Annotated in this window: 24 protein-coding genes; 12 read left to right on the top strand and 12 right to left on the bottom strand. The window is 62.5% G+C overall.

All coding sequences use genetic code 11. The features are described 5' to 3' along the window. Positions 1-85 precede the first annotated feature (85 nt). Positions 86-883 carry a hypothetical protein gene (locus O148_RS16830; RefSeq protein ID WP_051619673.1) on the top strand — a complete coding sequence of 266 codons (798 nt, stop codon included), beginning with the start codon at positions 86-88 and terminating at the stop codon, positions 881-883. Positions 884-1041: 158 nt separating this feature from the next. Here O148_RS16830 and O148_RS0101250 read toward each other — a convergent pair whose 3' ends face one another. Further along, entirely contained in the window at positions 1042-1419 is a 378-nt protein-coding gene (locus O148_RS0101250) for a PLD nuclease N-terminal domain-containing protein (RefSeq protein WP_026529472.1), read from the bottom strand. 123 nt (positions 1420-1542) lie between these two features. Here O148_RS0101250 and O148_RS0101245 point away from each other — a divergent pair, with 123 nt between their 5' ends. After that, a complete protein-coding gene (locus O148_RS0101245; protein WP_026529471.1) occupies positions 1543-1824 on the top strand; it encodes a DUF4229 domain-containing protein in 282 nt (93 codons plus the stop codon). A gap of 59 nt (positions 1825-1883) precedes the next feature. Here the strand turns inward: O148_RS0101245 and O148_RS0101240 are convergent, their stop codons facing one another. The 3 genes from O148_RS0101240 to O148_RS0101230 are packed head-to-tail and all read right to left on the bottom strand — an operon-like array spanning position 1884 to position 4991. Further along, positions 1884-2768: a 1,4-dihydroxy-2-naphthoate polyprenyltransferase gene (locus tag O148_RS0101240; RefSeq protein ID WP_026529470.1), complete on the bottom strand. Its 885-nt coding sequence runs from the start codon at positions 2766-2768 to the stop codon at positions 1884-1886. A 16-nt stretch (positions 2769-2784) separates the two neighbouring features. After that, on the bottom strand, positions 2785-3972 hold the full coding sequence (locus O148_RS0101235; RefSeq protein WP_051619672.1) for an AMP-binding protein: 1188 nt from the start codon (positions 3970-3972) through the stop codon (positions 2785-2787). 32 nt (positions 3973-4004) lie between these two features. Continuing rightward, entirely contained in the window at positions 4005-4991 is a 987-nt protein-coding gene (locus O148_RS0101230) for a 1,4-dihydroxy-2-naphthoyl-CoA synthase (protein WP_026529468.1), read from the bottom strand. A gap of 440 nt (positions 4992-5431) precedes the next feature. Between O148_RS0101230 and O148_RS18155 the strand changes: the two genes are divergently transcribed. Next, positions 5432-8092: a S1 family peptidase gene (locus O148_RS18155; RefSeq protein WP_026529467.1), complete on the top strand. Its 2661-nt coding sequence runs from the start codon at positions 5432-5434 to the stop codon at positions 8090-8092. A 156-nt stretch (positions 8093-8248) separates the two neighbouring features. On the opposite strand, the gene O148_RS0101220 is transcribed toward O148_RS18155, so the two are convergent. After that, a complete protein-coding gene (locus tag O148_RS0101220; protein ID WP_026529466.1) occupies positions 8249-10402 on the bottom strand; it encodes a S9 family peptidase in 2154 nt (717 codons plus the stop codon). 158 nt (positions 10403-10560) lie between these two features. Here O148_RS0101220 and O148_RS14070 point away from each other — a divergent pair, with 158 nt between their 5' ends. Beyond that, positions 10561-11400: an MBL fold metallo-hydrolase gene (locus tag O148_RS14070; RefSeq protein ID WP_051619671.1), complete on the top strand. Its 840-nt coding sequence runs from the start codon at positions 10561-10563 to the stop codon at positions 11398-11400. Beyond that, positions 11397-12626: an MFS transporter gene (locus tag O148_RS0101210; protein ID WP_026529465.1), complete on the top strand. Its 1230-nt coding sequence runs from the start codon at positions 11397-11399 to the stop codon at positions 12624-12626. The genes O148_RS14070 and O148_RS0101210 overlap by 4 nt, the downstream gene beginning before the upstream one ends. A gap of 85 nt (positions 12627-12711) precedes the next feature. Here the strand turns inward: O148_RS0101210 and O148_RS14065 are convergent, their stop codons facing one another. Beyond that, positions 12712-13638 (bottom strand): phosphatase PAP2 family protein, encoded by a 927-nt coding sequence (locus O148_RS14065; RefSeq protein ID WP_051619670.1) that lies wholly within the window; start codon positions 13636-13638, stop codon positions 12712-12714. Positions 13639-13720: 82 nt separating this feature from the next. Here O148_RS14065 and O148_RS0101200 point away from each other — a divergent pair, with 82 nt between their 5' ends. The 4 genes from O148_RS0101200 to menD are packed head-to-tail and all read left to right on the top strand — an operon-like array spanning position 13721 to position 17070. Next, positions 13721-14743, top strand: coding sequence for an o-succinylbenzoate synthase (locus O148_RS0101200; protein WP_026529464.1), 1023 nt, complete (start codon positions 13721-13723; stop codon positions 14741-14743). 25 nt (positions 14744-14768) lie between these two features. Next, positions 14769-15008, top strand: a complete 240-nt coding sequence (locus O148_RS0101195) for a helix-turn-helix domain-containing protein (RefSeq protein ID WP_035744358.1) — start codon at positions 14769-14771, stop codon at positions 15006-15008. Beyond that, positions 14992-15162 (top strand): hypothetical protein, encoded by a 171-nt coding sequence (locus tag O148_RS17655; RefSeq protein WP_157374444.1) that lies wholly within the window; start codon positions 14992-14994, stop codon positions 15160-15162. The genes O148_RS0101195 and O148_RS17655 overlap by 17 nt, the downstream gene beginning before the upstream one ends. Positions 15163-15171: 9 nt before the next feature. Next, entirely contained in the window at positions 15172-17070 is a 1899-nt protein-coding gene (gene menD / locus O148_RS0101185; protein WP_026529462.1) for a 2-succinyl-5-enolpyruvyl-6-hydroxy-3-cyclohexene-1-carboxylic-acid synthase, read from the top strand. On the opposite strand, the gene O148_RS18150 is transcribed toward menD, so the two are convergent. Both O148_RS18150 and O148_RS0101175 read right to left on the bottom strand, forming a co-directional pair. Further along, entirely contained in the window at positions 17056-17616 is a 561-nt protein-coding gene (locus O148_RS18150) for a TetR/AcrR family transcriptional regulator (RefSeq protein ID WP_051619668.1), read from the bottom strand. The two genes, menD and O148_RS18150, sit on opposite strands and share 15 nt — an antisense overlap. Continuing rightward, positions 17617-18027: a hypothetical protein gene (locus O148_RS0101175; RefSeq protein ID WP_026529461.1), complete on the bottom strand. Its 411-nt coding sequence runs from the start codon at positions 18025-18027 to the stop codon at positions 17617-17619. It lies immediately after the preceding gene. A 91-nt stretch (positions 18028-18118) separates the two neighbouring features. Between O148_RS0101175 and bioB the strand changes: the two genes are divergently transcribed. Next, positions 18119-19207: a biotin synthase BioB gene (gene bioB / locus O148_RS0101170; RefSeq protein WP_084156908.1), complete on the top strand. Its 1089-nt coding sequence runs from the start codon at positions 18119-18121 to the stop codon at positions 19205-19207. Here the strand turns inward: bioB and O148_RS0101165 are convergent. From O148_RS0101165 to O148_RS0101155, 3 genes are read right to left on the bottom strand one after another with little or no spacing between them, the layout of a single operon-like run. Next, positions 19204-19998, bottom strand: a complete 795-nt coding sequence (locus tag O148_RS0101165; protein WP_084156906.1) for an amino acid ABC transporter ATP-binding protein — start codon at positions 19996-19998, stop codon at positions 19204-19206. The genes bioB and O148_RS0101165 overlap by 4 nt on opposite strands. Continuing rightward, positions 19998-20924, bottom strand: coding sequence for an amino acid ABC transporter permease (locus O148_RS14055; RefSeq protein ID WP_035744205.1), 927 nt, complete (start codon positions 20922-20924; stop codon positions 19998-20000). The genes O148_RS0101165 and O148_RS14055 overlap by 1 nt, the downstream gene beginning before the upstream one ends. Positions 20925-20927: 3 nt before the next feature. Next, entirely contained in the window at positions 20928-21854 is a 927-nt protein-coding gene (locus O148_RS0101155) for an ABC transporter substrate-binding protein (protein ID WP_026529458.1), read from the bottom strand. A gap of 151 nt (positions 21855-22005) precedes the next feature. On the opposite strand from O148_RS0101155, the gene O148_RS0101150 reads away from it, so the two are divergent. Beyond that, entirely contained in the window at positions 22006-22755 is a 750-nt protein-coding gene (locus O148_RS0101150; protein ID WP_035744354.1) for an ABC transporter permease, read from the top strand. Here the strand turns inward: O148_RS0101150 and O148_RS0101145 are convergent. Beyond that, positions 22745-24043 (bottom strand): isochorismate synthase, encoded by a 1299-nt coding sequence (locus tag O148_RS0101145; protein ID WP_026529456.1) that lies wholly within the window; start codon positions 24041-24043, stop codon positions 22745-22747. The two genes, O148_RS0101150 and O148_RS0101145, sit on opposite strands and share 11 nt — an antisense overlap. 73 nt (positions 24044-24116) lie before the next feature. Between O148_RS0101145 and O148_RS0101140 the strand changes: the two genes are divergently transcribed. Continuing rightward, positions 24117-24893 (top strand): demethylmenaquinone methyltransferase, encoded by a 777-nt coding sequence (locus O148_RS0101140; protein ID WP_035744202.1) that lies wholly within the window; start codon positions 24117-24119, stop codon positions 24891-24893. The last annotated feature ends 1 nt before the right edge of the window (position 24894 follow it).

The following is a 24894-nucleotide window of genomic DNA, read 5'->3' as shown; positions in this document are numbered from 1 at the left end:
GCGCTTTTACCGAAAAGTCGGTGCTGGTGAACTCACATGTGTCCACTATGGCTCTTATGTTTCCTCCAGCGAGGAACTCTCGCATTTGCAACGCCATGAACTCAAAGTCCAAGCGCTCAGCAGGCGAGGTCTCACGAACTTCGCGCTCATCGGCAGAAGCGCTGCAACTTATTGGGAAATCTGGCTCGAATTTACGCCAACCATTGTAGAGGTGTTGCGCACCCGAACTGGCCAACGCAGTGGGAAAGGTTATAAGCGACTTGTCACCTTCCTTGCCGACCCACGGCTGGTGCGACGTCCCGACGGGATCAAAGTTCTGGCCCGTACTGACACCGTGGTCAGCTTGTCCGTGCAATTGTCACGGTCGTGGGCAGTCGCCGCCATGGACTGGCTCCTCCGGCAAATGGTGTTCGAAGATCGGATAAGCGAGGAAGAAGCACGGACACAAATCACAGAAACCATCCGTCGGCTCAATGCGAAGACCAAACGTCAGTTGGCCACTGCGATACTCGACCTAGCGACTCCGCTTTCCATGTCGCCAGGCGAAACACTTAGCCGAATAATCGCGATTGACGCGGGGCTTGAAGTGCCCGAGTTGCAGGTCAGGTTCGAGGACGAACTCGGTTTCGTCGCTTACGTCGATGCGTTCTTCAGAAAATCGCGGGTTATCGGTGAGTTCGACGGAATGGTCAAGTACCGAGATGCCAAGTTTCGCAACGGGAAGTCTCTTGAGGAAGTTCTCTTGGCTGAGAAGAAGCGTGAAGACCGGTTGCGACGACTCGGTTACACCGTAGTGCGCTGGGGGTGGGACGAAATCCGTGAACCCGGGCGGCTCGTCCAGCTCTTGCGCGGCGCAGGAGTGCAGTGGGCTGAGGCTGAGTAAGCACGTCACGCAGTTGTACCAGATCACCAAAGTTGTACGGGATCCCGCACACTTTTGTTAATCTGCGTCAACTTTTTGGGGTGGGGTGCGGCATCGGGGGCGTGGCGCCGACGTGACCTGGGCGTGACGTGTGGGTGAACAGCCTGGAGACGGTCCGCTTAAGAGGGGTCTTCGTCGCGGTTTTCTTTGCCCAGACCCTGCTCGCGTTTGCGCAATTGTTCCTCGCGGGCGTTCAGCTCAGCCTCCTTGGCCTGATTGCGGCGGCGTTGCTCGAGAATCCGCAAGAATTCAGGATCATCATCCGGTGCTACCGGGCCAACAGGACGCGTGCGCGGCGGCGGAGTGTAGTCGCGGCGGGGCCGGCCCAGCACAAACCACAGCACGGGGCCCACGACGGGCAACACAATGATGATGAGAATCCACCAAGGCTTTGCAATGCTCCGGACACGGCTGCGATCTGACATCGCGCAATCGATCAGCGCATACACCAGGAGCGCAATGAGTGCGATGGCAAGGAACAACACGAGTCGAGGCATGGCGTTAATTCTAGTGGGATTCCTGCAACCCGTGAGCACCGAAACCCGTAGTCGCGGAGTGTGGCGTACAGCAGCGCGGAGAAGCCGGAGCGGGCACCCAGGTTCGGCCCGTACAATAACCACGTGCCATTTTGGAGATACACCGCTTTACGTTTTGGGCTGACCGTCGCCTTCTTTTTGCTGTTCTGGTACCTAGGGACGGGACCGATTTTTGGCGTTATCTTCGGCGCTATCGTCGCGTGGTGCGTGTGCTTCCTTTTCTTCAGCAAGTGGCGCGACGCGGCCGGCATCTACCTTCGCGACAAGGTCAAGCGCACGGGCACGCCGAAACGGAACAAGCTAGAGCTTGACGACGCCGCCGCTGAGGATGACGCGGACCCGAACGTCCGCCCGCAAAACCGTTAGCGCCAACCCCCAAGGCCACACGCTCCCAAAGCCGCGCAGCCCCCAAAACCGCACAGCCCCTAAGACAGCACCCGCGTCAGCACCACGCCGCCGGAGTACAGCACAGCAAACAGCAGCGAGGCCACCCCGGTCTGCTTCAGGACCGGAATGAGCGCCTCGGGCGAGCTCGCCCGCAACATCACCCACGCCGGAATCAAACACACCGGAATCAACAGCAGCACAAGCAACACCCACGGGTGCGTCCCCACCAGAATCAGCGGTAGCAAGATCGCGGCGCCAAGCATCATCACAAACGCGAGCCGCGCCGCGGAATCCCCGAGCCGCACGGCGAGCGTCTTCTTGCCGACGGCACGGTCGGTCGGAATGTCCCGCACGTTGTTCGCCATCAGCAACGCCATCGCGAACAACCCGCAACAAATCGCTCCGATGCACGCGACGGTCCCCAGTCGCCCGGCCTGCGTGTACGTTGTCCCCAGGGTCGCCACCAGCCCAAAGAAAATAAACACAAACACGTCGCCGAGCCCGAGATACCCGTACGGGTTCTTGCCGCCGGTATACCCCCACGCGGCCACCACGCACGCGACGCCGACCAAAAGCAGCGGCCAGGTCTGAGTCAGCACCACGAGCAACAGCCCCAGCAACATCGCCAGCCCAAAGCACACGAACGCGGCGGTCTTCACCGCACCCGGTGAGGCCGCACCGGAGGCGGTCAACCGCAACGGTCCGACGCGCTTGTCATCGGTGCCGCGCACTCCGTCCGAGTAGTCGTTCGCGTAGTTCACGCCGATCTGCAGCAGCAGCGCAATCCCGAGCGCAATGAGCGCGTATTCCCACCGGAACGAGCCGAGGTCAAACGCTGCGGCGCTACCGACAATGACCGGCGAGATCGCCATCGTCAACGTCCGCAAACGAGCTCCCGCAATCCATTGCCCCACTGTTGCCACGCTCTGGTTCCCTTCGCTACTTAGCCGGCCGCTCGCCGTCGTTCATCTCCCGCAGCCGCGCAATCAGCGCCTGCCTATCCACCTTGCCATTATTCAGCACCGGAAGCGCCGGCACGCGCAGCCAGCGGCGCGGGCGCGCGGGTTTGCCGAGCTCGGCTTCCACCCACGCGGCCAGTTGGTCTTCGGGTACCGGGGTGTGAAGCACGACGGCGGCACTCACCTGGGTGCCCCAGTGCGGGTGTTCGGTGCCCGTCACAAAGGATTCGGCTACTGCCTCGTGCTGATTGAGCCGCTCTTGAATGAGGGCTGCGGAGACCTTAATGCCGCCGGTATTGATGACGTCGTCGCGGCGGCCGGTGACGGTGAGCACGCCGTCAGTGATGTGGCCAAGATCATCGGTGCGGTACCAGCGGGTGCCATTCTCGTCGGTGAAGAAGCGGTCTGCGGTGAGGGCAGGGTTGTCCAGGTATCCGGCTGCGATAGTGGCGCCGCCGAGGAGGATTGCGCCGTCCTCGATGCGGACTTCGGCACCGTCAATGGGGGTGCCGTCATAGATACATCCGCCCGCGGTTTCAGCGCTCCCGTAGGTGCGGATGAGGTTGAGGCCCAGTTCTGCGGCACGGTTTTGGAGTGCCATTGGAATGGGGGCGCCGCCAATTAGGATCGCGTTGAAGCGTTGCAGGACGGCGAGGGTCTCCGGGCTGGGGTCCTGCAGGAGCGTGTCGAGTTGCGCGGGGACGAGCGAGGTCATGCGGGTGCGGTCGGTCATTTCGCGGGCGAATGCGGTGAAGAGTTCGGGGGTGAACTTCGCGTCCAGCGGCATGACGATCGGCGCGGTTCCAGCGTAGAGCGAGCGGACGAGCACCTGGATTCCGGCGATGTAGGAGGTCGGGAGCGCGAGCAGCCACTGACCCTCCATCCCCAAGGTGATCGCGGTGCCCATCGAGGAGCCGGAGAGCGCGTCCACGGTCAGGACCGTTTGTTTGGGGGTGCCGGTCGAACCGGAGGTGGCGATGATGAGGGCAGCGTCATCGTCCTCGGGAACGTCTATTGTGGCGTGCGTGGGGAACGGGTTCGTGTCCCCGTGATAGATGCCGAGCGTTTCGCCTTCTGTTTCCAGGGCGCGCATGAGCGGTCGTAAGAGCGTTTGCGGCTCACTCGGGTCTGCTTGGATTGCGGTGATGCGGATGTCTTGTGGGGGCATCTTGGATCCTGCTTCCTTAGATGGTCGACAGGTTAGAAGTAATAGGGGAAGCGGGACCAGTCCGGATCGCGCTTTTGCAAGAATGCTTCCTTGCCCTCGACGGCTTCATCGGTCATGTATGCCAGGCGGGTGGCTTCCCCGGCGAAGACCTGTTGGCCTGCAATGCCGTCATCGGGGAGATTGAAGGCAAACTTGAGCATCCGAATCGCTTGCGGGGACTGGCGGGCAATGTCGGCCGCGTAGTCCAGTGCGGTGTTTTCCAGGTCGCCATGGGGGACGGCCTCATTGACGGCGCCCATGCGCACCATGTCCTCGGCGGAGTATTCGCGGGCCAAGAAGAAGATTTCCCGCGCAAACTTTTGCCCGGTTTGGCGGGCCAAAAGTGCTGAGCCGTAGCCCGCGTCGAAGCTACCGACGGTGGCGTCGGTCTGCTTGAACTTGCCGTGCTCCTTCGAGGCGATGGTGAGATCGCAAACTACGTGCAGGCTGTGACCGCCTCCGGCCGCCCAGCCGTTCACGACCGCAATGACGACCTTGGGCATGGTGCGGATGAGGCGCTGCACCTCCAAGATGTGCAGCCGTCCGGCGCGGGCCGGGTCGATCGAATCCTTGGTTTCCCCGTCGGCGTATTTGTAGCCGTCACGACCGCGGATGCGCTGATCGCCGCCGGAGCAGAACGCGTAACCGCCGTCCTTGGGGCTTGGGCCGTTGCCGGTCAATAGCACGGTGGCGACATCCGGTGTCATGCGGGCGTGGTCAAGCACCCGGTACAGCTCATCCACGGTGTGGGGACGGAACGCGTTACGCACCTCGGGGCGATTGAAGGCGATCCGTACGGTAGGCAAGTCGCGCTCGGAAGGTGAGTTAACGCCGTCGTGCTTCTTTCGGTCCACCTGCCGGTGGTAGGTGATGTCGGTGAGATCCGCAAAGCCCTCGACAGTGCGCCAGCGCTCCGGGTCGAATGTGTCGGAAACGGTGGCGGGGACGGGGTTCGGGGTGCTGTGCGGATTGTTGCTCACAGGGTCGAGTCTATCTGCGCGACTCCTATATATAGGGGCGCTTCGCTCGAGCCAGGTCGGGACCAGGGTGGGAGAGCGGCAAAAAAGCCGGGAAGGGAAAAAATCTTGCATAAATTTTCTCAGGAAGTACTCAGGTGGTAGCTGGACGTTTCCTGAAAGAAAGGTAACTGGCTGGTAACGGCGTCTGACTAGGTGTTTTGAGATTTCTTGACCCGCGGATTGGCGCGTTTGCGCGCTTTGGCGAGCAACGCCGTCGTACGCGATTTCAGGTTAACGGCGCTTGAACTCTCAAATTTTCCATTGGCGAACCTGAGAAAAGTCTGTAAGCTTTGGAAAGTCTGAGTGCTGTGTGACATGTGGCACTCGCTGGCCAACTGCGAGGCGACGGGGCCTGGACCCGACAAGGCGCAACAACCTGTACTTATTTGGGGGTACACCTAATGAATAAGAAGCCGCACGCCTTTATCCGGCGTTCCAGCGCTGTGTGCGCTGCTGCGGCGCTGGCCCTTTCTGGCGCGTTCATTGCCGTCCCGGCAAACGCTTCACCGGATAAGGAAACCACCGCAACAACTGCACCTGCCACTGAGGCGCCTGCGACTCAGGCTCCGGCAACTGAGGGTGCCGTCATCGATGACCCGGCTCTGGTCGAGGCCATCAAGCGCGACCTCGGCATGACCGTCGAGGAATTCGTCGCCGCTGGCGAGCTAGGCACCAAGGCCGCAGACGCGGTCAAGGAGCTTTCCGCCATCGAGGGCTACGAGGGCATCGCTCTTGTGGACAGCAAGAAGGTCGTCGTCTCCGGTACCGGTGAAGCGCTGAAGGCTGCCGTGAAGAAGCTCGGTTTCGAGTTCAAGGACACCGCGGCGAAGAAGGCCGAGGCTAGCGATGTTGGCACCACTAAGCCAGCGCCTGCGAAAGCCGAAGTCAAAGAGACTTATAAAGGCGATGTCGTCGCGCTCTACAACGAATATGCCGCAAAGAACGGCATTGACGGCCTAGTCTCGGTGACCACTGACCAACAAGGCAACTTCTTCATCACGAAGAAGGCCAACTCGAATGAGGCGGCTCGTTCAGCTGAAGCACCGGAAGCCGGATTCACCTCTAAATTCTCTAACGTATCTACCGAGACCGCGCCGGAGTTGACCCAGACACGCTACGATGTGCCTGGCGGTCACGGAATCATAATGGACGAGACCAAAGAGCCCACTGGTTCGATTGGGCTCTGCTCGTTGGGGTTCAACGGCTGGAATAAGGATGGACAGCCGGCGGGAATCACCGCAGGTCACTGCACTAGCGATGGGACCTACAACAATGTATCGCTGAGTGATCCCCGCGCGGATCTTCAGGGAGACTCAGGTGTCAATCTCGGCAGCGATCTGAGTAGCGATTACCTTTTCGGTGCTGTCAGCTTCAGCCAGTTTGGTGGCCCAGGCAATTCTGTCGCTGAGAACGTCGACTTCCAAAACTGGGATAACACCGGCAATGTTGGTACCGATATCGCAGTGATCGACGGCATCCCCGAAAGCTACGACCTTCCTGCTGCCGTTACCCAATGGGGCGACGGAACAAACCTTTCTGCCGACGCAGTCAAGGTGACCTCTGTGCGTAACGCGGTCGTTGGCGATGCAGTTTGCAAGTCTGGCCGCACTACATTCTGGACCTGTGGAACCGTCAACCGTGTTGGTGTTGCACTGACCGGTGGCGACAACTACCCCGCGGATCAGAATGACATTCGTGCCACCTACGGCTTTGAGTTCGAAGGCGCCAATCGCGAAACAATTTCGGATTCTGGCGACTCGGGCGGATCCATTATTGCTGGATCGGTTGCTGTGGGTACTTTGACTGGCGGCAGGCAAGCCCAAGACCCAGAAACGGGCGCAATGTACGACATTTCCGTTGGCAACCAGATCGAAGAGGGTCTGGCAGTCACCGACGGATACACCGTTGCTTTGTACGTCAACGCTCCGACCCTTGTTTCCCCTGAAAACAACGGAACTGTTGTTCAGGGCGGCACCATCACTGGCGCCGTTGCAGATGCGGCAGATGGCACCAAGGTCGTCATCAAGTCCGCGGGTGCTGAGGATCAGTACGTTGCCGTGACTGACGGTCAGTGGACCATCAAGGCTCCGAACTCCTCGGGCAAGTACAACTTCACCGCTCAGGCCATCAACGGCTTCAACAAGTCCGCAGTTGCCGACTTCACCGTTGACGTGAAGGCTGCACCGATGGACAAGCCGACCATCACCTCGCCTAAGGATGGCGAAACCTTCGGCCGCGTTCTCGCTTACTACGGCACCGGAACCCCGGATGCCACTGTTGAGCTCAAGGGCGCAGGTATTGACGGAACCGTGACGGTGACCGTGGATGCAGACGGCAAGTGGAGCTACCAGGTTGAGGGCGGCGTTCCGTTCTCCAACGACGCTCAGAAGATCGAGGCACGCCAGGCCGCCAAGGGCGACCGTGCCGCATCCGAGTGGGTTTCCAGCTCCTTCTTCGTCAAGCCGGGTCCAGTGACCATCACCAACCCCGGTGGCGGCGCTAAGTACGACCAGGGCACCGCCTCGATCAAGATCGAAGGCACCGCGTCCGTGGACGGCGAAGTACGCGTCGGATTCGACGGCGGCGTTGCCGCAATGTTCGAGGTCAAGGACGGCAAGTGGACTGCTAGCCTTCCTGCCAAGGATCTTGCAGCCGGAACCTACGACATCGTGGCATCGCAGACCGTGGACGGCGTTGCCGCTCCTGAGGCCCGCGTAGGCATCGAGATCGTTGCTCCGGCTCCGACCGAGACCCCGAAGCCGACCGAAGAGCCGACCGCTCCTCCGACCGAGTCGCCGAAGCCGACCGATCAGCCGACCACCAGCCCGAGCCCGCAGCCTACCTGCGAGACCGAGGTTGTTGTGGAAATCGGCCCGGACGGCAAGCCGACCGCTAAGGCCATCCCGGTTGACCCGAATTGCGATAACAACGGTGACGGCCTCCCCGACACCGGTGCTAACGGAATGACCATGCCGCTGGTATTCGCAGGCTCCGCCCTGTTGCTTGCCGGTGCAGGTGCCGTGGCATACACCGCAATCCGTCGCCGCAAGGCACAGCACTAAAAACCTAGGGGAGAGTCACCGATTCTCCACTCGCACCTAGTCGAAGGGCCCCGCTCCATGAGCGGGGCCCTTCTTCGTGAGTCGCGGTGGGGGTGACTGCAATCCCTCGATTATGGTCACCCACACGCGTGGGTGACCACAATCCGCGGATTACGGTCACCGCAACTCGCGCGCCCCAATCGCGTCGGCCAGGAACCCGAACTCCCAGGCGAACTCGCGCCACTTCTCATAGCGGCCGCTCGCCCCGCCGTGCCCGCCGTCCATGACGGTCCGCAGCAACACCGGCTCATCGCCGACCGTGACCTCGCGCAACTGCGCCACCCACTTCGCGGGCTCCACATACAGCACGCGCGTGTCGTTCAAACTGGTCAGCGCAAGAATCCGCGGATACTCGACAGCCTGAATATTCTCGTACGGCGTGTAGGACTTCATGTACGCATAAGCCTCGGCGTCCTCGATCGGGTTGCCCCACTCCTCCCACTCCAGCGCCGAAAGCGGCAAGTCCGGGTCCAGGATCGTCGTCAGCGCGTCCACAAACGGCACCCGCGCCACCACGGCCGCATATTTCTCCGGCGCGAGGTTCGCCACCGCACCCATCAGCAGACCGCCCGCCGACGCGCCGGCAGCACCGAGGCGAGCAGGATCCACCCAGCCGGACTCGGCCACAAAATCCGTCACATCGACAAAGTCCGTGAACGAGTTGCGCTTGCGCAACTTCTTCCCATCCTCATACCAACCGCGCCCCATTTCGCCGCCGCCGCGCACATGCGCAACCACAAACACGATCCCGCGGTCCAGCAGGCTCAGCCGCCCGGCCGAAAAGAACGGGTCCATGCTCATTTCATAGCTGCCATAACCGTAGATAATCCCAGGGTTCGCCCCCGGCCGCACCCGCGTAGAGCGCATGAGCGTCACCGGAATCTTCGCACCGTCTCGCGCTCTCGCCCACATCTGCTCGGCGACATACTGATCGGGGTGGTAGCCGCCGAGCACCTCGGTCTCCTTGCGCAGCACCAGCTGAGAGTTGCCCAGAAAATAGTCCAGCACTTGCGGCGGTGTGAAGTAACTCTGGAAACTCAGCCGCACCACCGGCGCGCTGAAATCCGCGCGCGCAACCGCCAACGTAAACAGCGACTCAGCAAACTCCGGCTCCACGCCGGGCTGTTGCTCCGCGGTTCCGATCCCCTCAACCGGGATGAACTCCACGGTCGGGATGGTGCCCCGGCGTAGCGAAATGGCCGCATGGGATTCGGTGAGCGTGAGGCCATCCACCTTCACATCCTCGCGATGAGGTACGACGGCGTTCCACACCTGCTCGTCGAGAGGCTTGCTTAATTCGGTGGTCACCACGAGCGAGACCATATTGTTGATCGCGTCGCGATTGTGCACCATGAGGTAGCAGTCCACACCGTCGACACTGATCGGTTGCGCCTCATAGAGCAGACCCTCGTCGCGGGAAATGAGCGTGGTGAGCGTTGCATCGGGGTCGGTCAGGTCAAGGACGCGGGTCTCGGAGACTTCCGAGTTCCCGATGCCGATCATGAGCAGTGAGTCGTCGTCGCTGAGAGCGGGGCCCGTCCACATCGCGACGTCATCCTCTTGATAAAGCAACTCGTCCTCTTCCGGCAGAGTCCCGAATACGTGGGAGTACACCCGCCACGGACGCCAGCTCTCATCCATCGTGGTGTAGAAAACGCGAGAGCCATTCGGGTCCAGGATCGGCGCCCAGAATGCGTTCTCAATCACGTCCGCAAGGTACTCTCCGGTCTCCAGGTTTTTGAAGCGGATCGTGTAGCGCTCGTCGCCCGCATAGTCTGCCGCGTAGGCGAATAAGGTGCCGTCCTCGCTTACTGTTGCCCCGCCCAAGGAGAAAAACTTGTGGCCCTCTGCCTCAGCGTTTTCGTCGAGAAGCTGCTCTTCGCCGTCGAGCATCACCTCGGGGTCAATGGTGGGCGGGGTCCAATCGGTGTGCGCGTCGCCGGTGTTGCTGGCCGGCACGCGCGCGTGAGTGAGGTACTGCTTGCCCTCGGTGCTGCGGGTGAAGTACCACCAGTCGCCCTTGCGCCAGGGGACCGAGAGATCGGTCTCCTTGGTGCGGGACTTGATTTCGTTGAAGATGTCCTCGCGAAGCGGAGCCCAACTGGCGGTGAGGGCATCGGTGTAGGCGTTCTCGGCTTCGAGGTGCTCGATCACTTCGGGGTTGTCTTTGTCCCGCATCCACTCGTAATTATCGGTGAAGGTGTCACCGTGATGGGTGCGGGTGGTGGGGACCTTTTTGGCGCGTGGGGGCGCCGGCACGTTTTCGCTCATGCACTCAATCTATCGCCAGTCAGCTCGCATGCCCGCCACTGGAGGAAGGTGAGGCGAAGCAGGAGGGCGAGCATCGCCGTCGTAATTCTTTGGGTGCGAACGCGCGGGAGGCGAGCGAACCTGGGTAAATTAGACTCGGGTGCGCGATGGAGGCTGATATGAGCGAGTGGAACGCGGTCGAAGAACGGGTCTGGTACCGGAAGTTTGAGCCGTTTGGGGTGAACGTGGGGCTCGTGGTCGGCGATGAGCGGGCGTTGGTGATTGATACCGGCGGCGGGCCGGTGCAGGCGGCGGAGATTTACGCGGCTGTCCGCGAGGTGAGCGAGCTGCCGCTTGTGGTCGTCAATACGCATGCGCATTTCGATCATGTTTTTGGGAATGCGTATTTTCGGGCGCTGGGCGTGAGCGAGTTTTGGGCGCATGCCGTAACGGCGCAGGCGTTGGCGAAGGCGGGCGAATCGCAACGGTCCATGGTTGCCCCCTCGGAGCCAGGCATGGGCGCGGGTGTTGGCGAGAACACCGAAATTGTGGTGCCGGATCGGCTCGTGGAGGGCGCGCCGGCGGAGATTGATCTTGGCGGGGTGACCGCGAATCTGCTGTTTTTGGGGCGTGGACACACCGAGGGCGATCTCCTGGTATCGGTGGGGCGGGTGCTGTTTACCGGCGATCTGGTGGAGGAGGGTGCCGACCCGTCCTTTGAGGATTCCTTCCCCTCGGAGTGGATTCGGGTGCTCGGCAAGATTGTGGCGCTGGAGGATTTGCATGAGACGTTTGTGCCCGGGCATGGGGCTGCGGTGACGGTGGATTTTGTCAGCACGCAGATGAACAAGATGAGGACCGCGGTGCGGGTGACGAAGACGGCGATGGATGATGCGTCGGTGGATGTCACCAAGGCGATCCCGATTCTGCCGTATGGGCCGCTGGCGTCACGGGTGCTGTTGCGGCGGTTGCGCACCTTGGCGAAGTGGGCGTGGCTGCCCAAGACACCCGCTTCATGAGCGAGTTTTCCTTCCGCAAGATCCTGATTCCCGCGTACGGGCCGTCCCTGCTCTTTGGGATTGGTTACGGGGCGATTCTGCCGGTCATTGTGATTTCGGCGCAACAACACGGTGCGTCCGTCGCGTTGGCGGCGCTGATGAGTACGTTTATTGCGGTGGCCTCGCTCGTGACCAACATTCCGGCGTCCGCGGTGACGAGCAAGTTTGGCGAAAAGTGGGCGATTGTGGCGGCGGCCGGCTGGTCCACGTTGGCAATGGCGCTGGCGCTCTTTACCGGGGGGCTCTGGACATTCATTGCTGCCATGGTGATGGTGGGCATGAGCAATTCGGTGTTCAATCTGGCGCGGCAAAGTTACCTGACCGAGGCGGTGCCTTTTCACTTCCGGGCGCGGGCGCTATCGACCCTGGGCGGCGTACTCAGGATTGGAGTGTTCATTGGGCCGGTGATCGGCGCCGGGGTCATCACGCTCATGGGAACCAACGGCGCGTACGTGGTGGCACTGGTGGCAATTGGGGCGGCGACGCTTCTTGCCCTGACGCTGCCGGAACTGGATCGGGATACCAGGATTCGGAACTCGGTTGATCCCTCGCGAGCCGGGGCGCCCGTTCAGGAGCCGCGGGCGCGCGTGACGGTGATGGACATTGCGCGGCGGTATCGCAGAGTGTTCTTTACCGTTGGCATTGGGATCATGACGATTGGCGCAGTGCGGGCTAGCCGCCAAGTGGTCATCCCGCTGTGGGGGAGCCACTTGGGGTTGGATGACGCGACGATCTCGCTGGTTTATGCGGCGGTGGGATTCATCGACATGGCAGTGTTCTATCCGGCCGGGCGAGCGATGGATAAGCGAGGGCGGTTATTTGTCGCGGTGCCGTGCCTGCTCATTATGGGCCTGGCAACCTTGGCGTTGCCGCTGACCACCGGGCTCGTGGCGTACGCTCTGGTGTCCATGATCATTGGCTTCGGCAACGGGCTCGGTTCTGGGATCGTGATGACGTTTGGGGCGGATTACTCGCCGACGTTTGGGCGCCCGCAGTTCTTGGCGCTATGGCGCTTGCAGACCGACGTGGGTGCGCTCGCCGGGCCGGCGGTGATTTCCGCGGTGACGGCGGCGGTGTCGCTCGGGGCCGGTATTGCCAGCGCCGGGGTTTTTGGGCTGATCGGGGCGGCGGCGCTCTGGTACTTTGTGCCGCGTACTCCGCCAGCGCGGTTCCACGCCAAAACGTAACTCGTTTCGCATCCCCGTACCGCGTTTTGAGAGGCGTGTGCGGCTCTGAATTTGCGGTACGGGGATTCGAAACGCGGGCGGGGGGCTAGCGGGACGAGGCTGCGCGGGAGCTAGCGCGAATACCAGGTCGAGAATCAGCCCGGGAGAAAATCCAGGAGGCTACAGCGGCGATCAGGAATCCCGCCGCGATAATGAAGGCAATCCCGCCAAGGAAGGTCGAGGACAACCAGGGCTGCACCTCGTTGCTCGATTGGCTCGCCTTGGCATCCAGCGAAAACAGCAGAATCGTGGCGAGGAGCGCCACGCCACCCACTCCCGCTGCAAGCCAGGTCCAGACGTGTCCGGCGCGAACGCCCGCGCGAATCCGCCCACGTTCCACAAACTGCACAACGGCGCCGCCGACAAAAACCCACGCGGCCACCACAAACAGCGCCGCCACAATATCGGCCGGTCGGTGCCACATATTCACGAACGTTGCCGCCCCTGCAACCACGGCAAACAGTGCTCCGGCAAACGCGGCAAACGGCCGCCACCGCGGCGCGGACATCAGGAAAACCGCACCCACGGCGGAAGCGGCGATCGTCGTGTGCCCGGAGGGAAGCGAGTTGAAACTCAGCGTCTCCAGTCCCAAATCAGGGCGGTCAAAGACAAGATTCTTCAACACCTGGGTACTCAAATTTGCGGCACCCATTGCGCCGACAGCAACGAGCGCACTCACCCACGCGCGCCGCACCGCCGCTAAAATCAGCACCAGCGTCGCGGCCACCACGAGCGAAATCACCGGCAACTGATCCAGAAACTCAAACAGCTGCCCACGTGTTGAGGCGCCGCCCAATTCGGCCTGCTGTAGCGCATTCTCATCAATAAACTGGCCGGTCGCGGTCCGCACAAACGCCCAATACACCGCAAACACGGCCGCCGCACACGCAAGCGCGGCAACCAGAAACAGTCCGATCTTCGGGCGCGGCGCGCTCTGCGGGCGCGTCACAAGCGGGGCACGATCAATCAACATAGCCCTTAAAGACTCGCACCGTTCGCTGGGCATTCGCTGGTGGGCGCGCCGACGCCGCCCGCAAAACCAGTAGAGTCGAACCATGCTCCCGCCACTACCCGACGTCCTCGCCCGCGCCCACGTCATCCGCCTCGGCATGAACGTGAAGTTCCGCGGTGTCACCGAGCGCGAAATCGTGCTGTTCGAGGGCCCGCAGGGCTGGGCAGAATTTGCGCCATTTGTGGAATACGACGACGATGAGTCGGCTTCCTGGCTTCGCGGCGCCTTGGAGTGGGGTTGGGGATGCGACGTGCCTCCCGTGCGCACGCACGTTCCCGTGAATGCGACCATGCCCGCGGTTCCCGCCGGCCGGGTGGAGTCCGTGTTGGAGCGTTTTGGCGATATGGGTGAGCGGCCAACCGTCAAAGTCAAGGTCGCCGAGCGCGGGCAAGCGCTTGTGGATGACCTTGCCCGGGTGCGCCAAGTCCGGGATCTGTTGCCCACCGCGAACATTCGTGTGGATGCGAACGGGGGCTGGTCCGAGTCTGAGGCCGTGGATGCGTTGAGCGCCCTCGCCGATCTTGGTCTCGAGTACGCCGAGCAGCCCGTTCCCAGTGTTGAAGCTCTAGCGCGCGTGCGTGAGACGTTGGACGCCCGGGGGGTGCCGTTGCTGATTGCCGCCGACGAAAGCGTTCGCAAGGCCGAGGACCCGTTGCGTGTTGCCCGGTTGGGTGCCGCGGACCTCCTGGTGGTCAAGGCGATGCCGCTCGGCGGGGTGGCTCGAGCGTTGAGCATCGTCAAGGAAAGCGGGTTGCCCTGTGTGGTCAGTTCCGCGCTGGACTCCTCGGTCGGGATTGCGGCCGGGGTTGCGCTGGCCGCCGCCTTGCCCGAATTGCCCTATGCGTGCGGGCTCGCAACGGTTGCGCTGTTTGCCGAGGACGTTGCCGACCCGTCGCTCGTCCCGCAAGGCGGAATGATCAGGGTTGAGGACGCGAAGCGCGTACATAGCGGCGATGCGGTTCGGCAGGACTTGATCGAGAGAGCGAGCGTTGAGGGCCAACGGAAGCAGTGGTGGCTCGATCGCGTGGCGCGTACGTACGCGAACCTCGTGAATGCCGAAGCCTGATCTGAAAAACCAGATCGGAGGCACAATGGATTACTGGTCAAACATTCGCAGCCCGGAAGATCTTGGATTCACCGTGCAACAGGCCCGAATTTCCGCGGGCCTCAACCAGCGTCAACTCGCGAAGGCCACCGGAATTGCGCAAAGTGCCATCAGCGATGTTGAATCCGGAAAGCACACCATTTACGCCGAACGCATCTTTACCCTGCTCGACGCTCTCAATGTGACGATCAAGGCGGAATGGAGCGGGGATGCGCCTCAACGTTGAGCTGTATGGGCAGATTATCGGCACCTTTGAGGGCAACAACGATCGAGATGCCGACTTTGCGGTGAGCTCCGGGGCGCCCGCTGGTCAATGTTGCACCGATCCGCCCCTCGCGCTCGCACCAATTAGCCTCCCGCGCGCGTTGCCAGTCAACTAGACTCGCAGAGTGAGGACCCCCGCCACGAGCCTGCAAACCGCGAACGCGCTCATTAATGGGCTGATCGACAATGGCGTGCGAGATTTTGTGATCGCACCCGGGTCTCGGAGCGCGCCGCTCGCCTACGTGGTGGCTGCCGCCGAGCGCGCCGGTCACGCCCGCATTCACGTCCGGATCGATGAGCGAGATGCCGCTTACCTCGCCCTTGGCTTGAGTAAAGCCGGTGCGCTTGCCGCCGTGATCACGACCTCCGGGACGGCCGTGGGCAACCTCCTTCCCGCCGTTATGGAAGCCAGTCACTCGAGTGTGCCGTTGGTTATCCTCACCGCGGATCGGCCCGAGGATATGCACGGAACCGGTGCCAATCAGACAACGTTTCAGCAGCGGATTTTTGGTCGCTTTGTCCGCCAGAATTATGACGTGCCGGTCGGCACTCAGCCGCGCATCGCCGTCGTATATTCCCAAGATGCCGCCTGGGTGGCGCGCGGGATCAAGGCGCCAACCGACAACGCGCGCGTGCCCCCCGAAATGTGGGTGCGGCCGCCCGAGATGCTGGACGCGATGCCGATTGTTGCGGCGCCCGGGCCGGTGCATGTGAATGTGCAGTTTGCGCCGCCGCTCGTGCCGGACGCCGAGTGGACGTATCAACCGCCGGTTGAGCCGAGCGAGGTGGATCCCAATACGGTTCCGCGCACCACTCCCGGCGGCATTCCGATTGCGCAGAACCTCATGCTGGAGCTCGTGCAGTTTTCGCCGATGCTCGTGAAGGGGCTCCCGGGAACGCCAGAGCGTGCGCGGTGGGAGCAGGTGCAGGCCGCGAAGGCCGAAGCTGCCGAAGCGGCGAAAGTTCCGCATCTTGCCGACGCCGGATACGCCGCGGTGGACAAAAGCCGCACCGTGGTAATTGCGGGGGACGGCGCGGGCGGGGTCGCCGAGGACTTTGCGCGCACGCAGGGCCTGCCGCTCTTGGCCGAACCGTCCTCCAACGCGCGGTTCGGGCCCAATGCGATCGAGCCGTACCGGCTGCTGATCCCTTCGTTTGCCGAGCGCATTGAGCGCGTGGTGGTCTTCGGGCACCCGACACTGTCCCGGCCGGTCGCTTCGCTGATGGACGGCACTCGCCCCCTGGCGCTGTACGCCGGAACCCCCGTGGCCTGGTTTGAGGGGCAGCGCGCGCCCGGGCCGGTCACCGATTCTCTGGCCGAGCTTGCCGAGTTTGCCGGGGCTGGTCCCGAGGGCTGGTTGGCGGCATGGCAACGCGCGGGAAGCGTTGTGGCCGAGTCGATCCGCCGCATTTTGGCCGACGAGCCGAGCCTGCCGAGCTTGAGCGCGGCGGAGATGGTGTGGAATGCGAGCGGGGCGAATTTGGTGGTGGGATCCTCAAATGTGGTGCGGGACCTTGACCTTATGGCCAGCGCCGCGCACCGCCCGCTCGACGTTTTTGCGAACCGCGGCCTCGCGGGGATTGACGGTACCGTCTCGACGGGGCTCGGGGTTGCCGCGGCAGACGGAATACCTACGCGGCTCTACGTGGGTGACGTGACCGCCTTGCACGATGTCGGCGGCCTGCTCCGCGGCGCCTTTGAGGGCGATGTCCCGTTGCAAATCGTAGTGCTCAACGACCTCGGCGGCGCAATCTTCGGGGTGCTCGAACACGGCGAGGTCGGCGCGCGCGAAGGCATGGCGGACGCGGTCGAGCGGCTTTTCGCGACGCCGCACAACGTCGATTTTGCCCACCTCGGGGCGGCTTACGGGGTGCCGCACACGGCAGTGAGTACGACGGCGGAGCTCGCCACCGCGCTCGCCGCACCGATTCGCGGGGTCACCATCGTGGAGGTGGCGGTGGATCGCGGCGGGCTGCGGGAGCTGCACGATCGGATTCGAGAGGCCGCGTCACGGGCGGGTTAGCATCAGAAGCGCGACCTTCACGGCGTCAAAGGCATCCGCGGCCATTCCGGTGCCCGAGCGAGACCCTGCCAGGGCGCGGGTGCGCATCGCAATCAGTTCGCCCAAGACCAGGTGTGCTGTGGCGTTGGTAATGATGTCGGCATCTGCCACCCGATCCGTGAGTGCCTCGCGTAGCCGGGCCAACGGCGTCACCGACTCCGGTTCCAGAGCGTAAGCAAGCTGCACCACTTCGGCGCCGTCGGGCACCTCGGCAAGCTGATCGATCATCGTTTGAGCGGCAGACACCACGAGCTCGCTCGTAGTAGCCGAACCATCCGGTGAGGTGGGGCGAGCGGGTGAGGTCTCGCCGTCGTGCGTCACCGGGTGCGCGGTGAGTTCGCGAGCCAAGGCGACCAGAAGTTCCTGCTTGTTTTTCACATGCCAGTAGAGCGCGCCGGGCTGGACGCCGAGCTCCTTGGCGATGCGGCGCATGGAGAGGTCGGCGAGGCCGTACTGGCGCAGCAGGGTGAGGCCGGTGGTGACGATGTCGCGGTGGGTGATGGCCATTTAGGTGGTGGGGCGCTGGAATTGTTCGTGGGTAGCCGGCGCATCGATGGGCTCGGCGACGGGTGTGGCTGGCTCGGCCTCGGGCGCGGCCGGGGTGGGCTGTGCGGTCGCCTGCGCGGTGGTGCGCTCAAGGACCTGCTGCCGCCACATCCAGATCACGCCAGCAAGGAGCGCAAAGGCCACTGTGGCAATCGAGTAAAAGTACAGCGGATTCGCGTTGTATATCAATATGGAATCGCAAGGCACATACGCGTTCGGCCCGGCGTCGGCTTGGGTGGAATCCGAGGGGAAAAACGCGGACCCGCAACCGGCGCGATCCTTGAGCCCCTCCGCCAGGAACACCACAAAGAACAGCAGCGAGGCGGCGAGTGCAACGATGGTGAGCGTGAGGCTCGTTCGCTTGAATGTCATGGTGCTCCTTGAATGGGCGCTGTGCCTCTAAATCTACAGGTGCGCGCACACCTCGCTTGGCGAACCCGCCCGATCATGCCAGAATTGAACGGTGTTCAATAAGGATATTTACGGACTCCCAGACCGGATCGCAAGCGGCGCGGCACTCACCCCGTCAGAGGCTCTGGACCTGCTCACCGCCCCAGACGAAGCGCTGATGCCCCTGGTCGCCGCCGCAAGCGAATTGCGCCGCCGGCACTTCGGGAACACCGTCAAGGTCAATTACCTCGTAAACCTGAAGTCCGGGAAATGCCCGGAGGACTGCACCTATTGTTCGCAGCGTCTCGGGTCGGCAGCGCAGATTCTGAAATATTCCTGGCTGAGCACCGACGAGGCCGCCGAACAAGCGCGCCAAGGGATTGCCGCGGGCGCGTCGCGAGTGTGCCTCGTCGCATCGGGGCGCGGTCCCAGCAACCGGGACGTTGCCAGGGTCGCGGAAATGACGGCGGCAATCAAGGGTGCGAACCCCGAGGTCGAGGTGTGCGCGTGCCTTGGACTCTTGCACGCGGGCCAGGCCGAAACGCTCCGCGACGCCGGGGTTGACGCCTACAATCACAACCTCAACACCGCGGAGTCCGCCTATCCGGAGATTTGCTCGACGCACACCTACGCAGAGCGCGTCGAGACGGTGGCGATGGCGCAGGCTGCCCGATTGCAAGCGTGCTCGGGGTTGATCGTCGGCATGGGCGAGAGCGAGGAACAACTCGTCGAGGCGCTCTTCGCCTTGCGGGAACTCGGTGCCGAATCCATTCCAATCAATTTTCTGATGCCCTTTGATGGGACGCCGCTGGAAGGGACGTGGAATCTCTCGCCGACGCGTGCGTTGCGGATCCTCAGCGTGGCACGGCTCGTGGCACCCGAGGCGGAGTTGCGCATGGCCGGCGGGCGCGAAATGCATTTGCGCTCGCTACAGCCGCTGGCTCTGCATGTCGCGAATTCGCTGTTCCTCGGGGATTACCTGACGAGTGAGGGCGCGGCAGCCGCAGCGGACCTTGAAATGATTGCCGATGGCGGGTTTGTGGTGGTCGGGGCAGGCTCGGGCGAGGCGCAGAAGAACGACGGCGAGTCCCCGGCTTTCACCGGGAACTCGCCTGAAGTTCGGTTACGTGGGGCCGGTACCGCAGTGGCCCCGAACGCTTAGAGCACCTTGGAGAGGAATTCCTGGGTGCGTTGGTGCTTCGGGTCGGCAATGATTTCGCGCGGATCGCCGGACTCGACGACGACGCCGTCCGCCATGAAGGTCAGCGTGTCGCCGACTTCGCGGGCGAAACCGATCTCATGCGTCACGACCATCATGGTCATGCCCGAGGCCGCAAGATCCTTCATGACCTGAAGAACGTCTCCCACCAGCTCTGGGTCCAGGGCCGAGGTTGGCTCGTCGAACAGCATGATTTCCGGGTCCATCGCGAGCGCCCGGGCAATCGCGACGCGCTGCTGCTGGCCGCCGGAAAGTTGGGCCGGGTAATGGTTCGCGTGACTGGCCAATCCCACGGTTTCCAGTAATTCCATGGCGCGCTGTTTGGCTTCCGCCTTGGACTTTTTCTTGACCTGTACCGGCGCCTCGATAATGTTTTCGAGCGCGGTCTTGTGGCCAAAGAGGTTGAACTTCTGGAAGACCATGCCGATTTCCGAGCGCTGATCGGCAATCTGCCTGCTAGTCAGGTCGTAGAGTTTGCCGTTGCGTTCCTTGTAGCCAATCAGCTCTCCGTCAACGGTGATCCGTCCGGCGTCGATGGTTTCTAGCAGGTTGACGCAACGGAGCAGCGTCGACTTTCCGGATCCCGAAGGGCCGATCAGTACCGAGACCTCGCCTTGCTTAACCTCCATGTCGATGCCCTTGAGCACATGGTGGTCGCCGAAGAACTTGTGCACGCCGTCAATGCTGACGAGGGGCTTGAAGCCGTCTGTCTTTGCAGTGTTTTCTGTCATCATCACGCCGCCGTCTGTGTGCTTCGTTGTGCGCTGAGCGGAGGATTGTTCACCGGGGTTGGTGAAAGGTTGTCAATGCCTCGGCCAAAGTACCGCTCCAGGTAGTACTGTCCAACCATCAAAATGCTCGTGATGATCAGGTACCAGACAGCGGCAATCATCAAGAACGGCAACGGTTGGAAGAACGTGTTGCCAAAGGCATTGGTCACGAAGGTGAGCTCCAAGGTGTACGGAATGGCCACAACGAGGGACGTGGTCTTCAACATGGAAATGGTTTCGTTGCCGGTAGGCGGAATGATCACGCGCATTGCCTGGGGTAGCACGATGCGCATGTTGATCTTGCTTTTGCGCATGCCGAGCGCTTCTGCGGCTTCCACTTGGCCCTTGTCCACCGAGCGCAAACCGGCGCGGAAGATTTCGGCAAGGTACGCAGACTCATTGAGGCCCAGGCCGAGCACCGCCGCCCAGAACGCCGTAATGATGTCTTGGGTGTTCCAGGAAAAGAACTCGGGTCCAAACGGCACACCGATCACAATCTTTGGAAGTACCAGCGAAATGAGTCCCCAGAAAATCAACTGGGTGTAGACGGGCGTGCCGCGGAAGAACCAGATCCATACCCAACTCGACCAGCGCAAAACGGGGTTGTCCGAAAGGCGCATGAAGGACAAGACGATCGCAAGCACTATGGCAAGAACCATCGACAGAACCGTCAAGAGTAGGGTTTGCCCCACGGCGTTGACGACTTTGACGTCGCGGAAGTACTTCCAAAAGGTGTCCCAATAGAAATTGGGATTGCCAATGATGATGATTGCAAGCCACGCGACAATCAGCACAATGGCGACCGCCGCGACCCAGCGACCGGGGTGTCGCACCGGGACGGCGCGGATCAGTTCCACGCCGTCCCGGCGGGTTTCTCGATTACGAGTCATGATCTAGGAGACCTTGGGGTTCACTTCAAAGGTGTCGACTGCAGAGTCGCTGACGCCCCAGGTTTCCAGGACCTTGGCATAGCTGCCGTCCTCCTTGAGTGACTGGAGAGCCTGCTGCACCAGATCTGCCAGAGCGGTATCGCTCTTGGCCGTGGCGATACCTTGCACCGCTTCACCGGTGACGTCGCCAACTTGTTCCAAAGCGCCGTTCGTCTTGGTGATGGCGTTAGCGATGAGCGGGGAGTCGCCGATCATCGCGTCCAACTGGCCATTCGCCAGACGCGTGGTCACATCGGTTTGCTTGGAAAGGGTCACAATGTCGATCGGGTCTTTGCCCTCGCTCGTGCAGGTCTTGCTGGTGGCTTCCAACTCATCTTCCTGGGTGGTGCCGGTCTGCACTCCGACGCTCTTGCCGCAAGGATCTTTCGGGTCAAAGTTCTTCGGGTTTCCGCTTTGGGTTGCCCATGACGTCCCCGCCATAAAGAACCCGACCATGTTGACCGAGTCCAAGCGTTCCGGGGTGATGGTGAAGGAGGAGATGCCGATGTCATACTTCGCGCCCAGCGCCGGCAGAATACCGGTGAAATCCGCGGCCTGTACATCGGGCTTGAGGCCGAGCTTCATGGCGATGGAGCGGGCCATATCTAGGTCATAGCCCGCGGGCTTCTGGTTTTCGTCGAGGAATTCGGCGGGCTCATAAGTGACGTCGGTGCCAATGATCAACGTGCCACGGTCCTTGATAGCAGCCGGAACCTTGTCGGCGAGGGCACTGTCGGCAGTGACGGTGGATGGGTCAAAGCTGGCGGCGGCGCTGGAACCGGGTGTGGGATTCTCGGAACTTCCTTGTTCCGAAGCGTTCGTGCACCCGGCCAATGTCGTGGCCGCGATGGTCAGGGCGGCAATAACGCCCCAGGGCTTCATAACTTTCATGCTGTGCCTCAGTTGTTCGTGCGGGGACTCCCGCGATGTATTAACTGACGGTTTAGTGTAGCGTGCGTCACCTTAATGAAGGACATGTTGCCCTGTCACCCCAGGAAAAGTAAGGACAACTAATCGACACCGGGTGAATTATGGTTGGATCATGCAAATTCCCTGGGAGGACTTGATTCGCACCGGACTCGTGCTTGCCATTTTGCTCGCGGTGACGTTCGCGATCGTTGCCGCCCTCCGCCTGGAAAAGCCCTGGTTACAACCCTGGTCTATCGTCCGCGCGATCATCCAGCTGGGCATCCTGACGCTGATTCTTGCCAACATTATTCATTCGGTGTGGCTCGTCGCCGCGTTCCTGGTGGTCATGGTGAGCGCCGGTGCGTGGATTGTGCGCAGTCGTCTCGCAATGCCCTTAAGCCGTATGCCTCTCATCATGGCGATTATTGCGCTCAGTGCCATCGTCCCGGCCGGAATCGTGTTCCTCACGGGTGCGCTTGCCCCCGAGCCCCGGCTCATTCTCGCCTTTGGCGGCATCATCATCGGAAACGCAATGACCGCGTCCACGCTGATGGGCCGCGCCACCGCAGAGCAGATCGACGCCGACAAATACATTATTGAGGGCTGGCTGGCCCTCGGCGCGACACCGCGCATTGCGGCCGCGCCGAGCCTGCGGAAAGCCGGTTCGCTGGCAATCATGCCGGCCACAGATCAAGCCCGCGTCACGGGACTTGTCACTCTGCCCGGTGCGTTCGTCGGCGCCGTGTTCGCCGGAGCAAGCGTGCTGGACGCGGCACAATTTCAGCTCGTGGTGCTGACCGGAATCCTCTGCGCTGGCGCGATCAGCGTCGCCTGCTGGACCTGGGTTTCCGGTGCGCCCAAGACGCTCCCGATTACCGAGTAGCCACCTTAAGCGCCTGCAGCATAGGCCGGAACTTGGCCCAGGTCTCCTGCAACTCCTGCTCCGGATCGCTTGCCGCGACGATCCCGCACCCCGCATACAACCGCACAGAATTCTCCGACTCCACGACCCCGCCGCGCAGCGCAATCCCGAATTCGCCATTGCCGCGCGCGTCGATCCACCCGACCGGACCGGCAAATGGGCCGCGCTCCATGCCCTCGATCTCGGCGATCAGCGCGCCCGCCACCTCGGTCGGGGTCCCGCACACCGCGGCAGTCGGGTGCACGGCACCCAAAAGACTTAAGCACGACGGCGCGTGCTCGCCATCCCTGCGCAGGCTCGCTTGGACATCGCTCGCCAAATGCCACACGTTGGGCAGCTCAAGAATGAACGGATCCGAGACCGTCAGATTCTCGGTGAACGGACGCAAATGCGCCAGGAGCGAGTCGATCGCGATCTGGTGTTCATGCAACTGCTTCTGAGACCCAGCTAACTGGTTCAACGCGTAATCCGGGTCCGCGGGGGCGTTGCGCCGATCCAGGGTGCCCGCCAGGACGCGGGCCGAGGCGATCGAGTCCACGCTGCGAATGAGCAATTCCGGGGTCGCGCCCACCAGCGCCCCAACTTTGTATGTCCAACATGCCTCATAATCGCGGGCAAGGTTCGAGACGATTTCCCCGGCCGAAACCGGAGTCTCGCTCGTGACCAGCACGTCCCGCGCCAGCACCAATTTGCTGACCTCGCCCTCGCGGATGCGCTCCACGCCGCGCGCCACCGCGTCCATCCACCGCGCCTCGGTCAGAGCACCTTCGGAAACGGTGGCGGCTCGAGGCCCCTCGGTCCCAGTGCCCGTAGATGAGCCCGCCCCCGCGCCGGCAACAATCTCTTTCAACCGCGCCAAGACGTCCTCCTCGCTCGGCATGGAGGAGTCACTGATGAGCGTCACCCAGTTATCGCCTTCGTGCGAGCCCAAGACCACCTCGGGCACTACCAGGAGCGAGTCCACCGCGGAACGCTTGGAAAAAGTAAAGCTGGAGAAAGCCACCAATCCCGTACCCGGCACCGAGGCGAGCCGATCCGGGATGGAGGCAACGCCGTCGTGCATCATTTCCTGCCACCAGGATTCCGCCGCGGCAAATCGGCCGGGACCGGTGGTGGTGAATCGCGTCACCTCGCCGAAGCCGATGAGGCCCTCGCCTTCGCGCAACCAGACGAGGTCGGCGAGTGGCAGGAAGGTGGCGAGTTGGCGGGCGTGCGGCCAGCGCACGGTGCGGGCGAAAAGTCTGGGCATGATGACTCAAGCTTATGCCCGCGTGCGGCCTGGGCGATTCGGTCACTGCGGCAAGGTTTGCGAGAATGAGGGGGTGAAGAATTCGGAGTCGGGAACGCGCGCGGGACTGGACAAGCGGCCGGACGAGGTTGCGAGCATGTTTGACGAGGTCGCGCCGAAGTACGACCTGCTCAACGACATCCTCTCCATGGGGCAGACGCGGCGCTGGCGCAAAATTGTGTTTGACGCGGTCGGCGCGCGTCCCGGCGAGCGGGTGCTGGATCTTGCCGCGGGCACCGGAACCAGCGCGGAACCGTACGCGGATGCGGGCATCGACGTGGTGGCCTGTGATTTCTCGCTCGGGATGCTCAAGGTGGGCAAGCGCCGCCGCCCCGACATTCATTTCGTGGCCGGGGACGCGACCGCGCTGCCGTTTGCCGATGACACTTTTGACGCCGCGACAATTTCCTTTGGGTTGCGCAACGTGCACGAGCCGGATGTCGCGCTGGCCGAAATGCTGCGCGTGGTCAAGCCCGGCGGCCGCCTGGTGGTGTGCGAATTCTCACACCCAACCTTCGCCCCGTTCCACACCGTATACACGGAGTACCTTATGCGCGCGTTCCCGCCACTCGCGCGGAAGTTTTCCTCCAACCCGGACGCGTACGTGTATCTGGCGGAGTCGATTCGCGCGTGGCCGGACCAGGACGCGCTGGCCGCGCGGATTGCCGGTGCCGGGTGGGGCGACGTGCGGTACCGGAACCTGTCCGGCGGCATTGTGGCGGTGCACCGTGCCGTGGCGCCGGGGTCTTCGGTGGCTACGGAGCGGGCCGTGAAGTCCCGCCTGCGCCGATCCGCGAGCAGGTCCGTCTAGC

The organism is Haematomicrobium sanguinis DSM 21259, assembly GCF_000688395.1.
GTDB classification, from domain to species: Bacteria; Actinomycetota; Actinomycetes; order Actinomycetales; family Micrococcaceae; genus Haematomicrobium; species Haematomicrobium sanguinis.
Note: the sequence above shows the minus strand (reverse complement) of the source record. Positions and strands in the feature narration are given on the sequence as shown.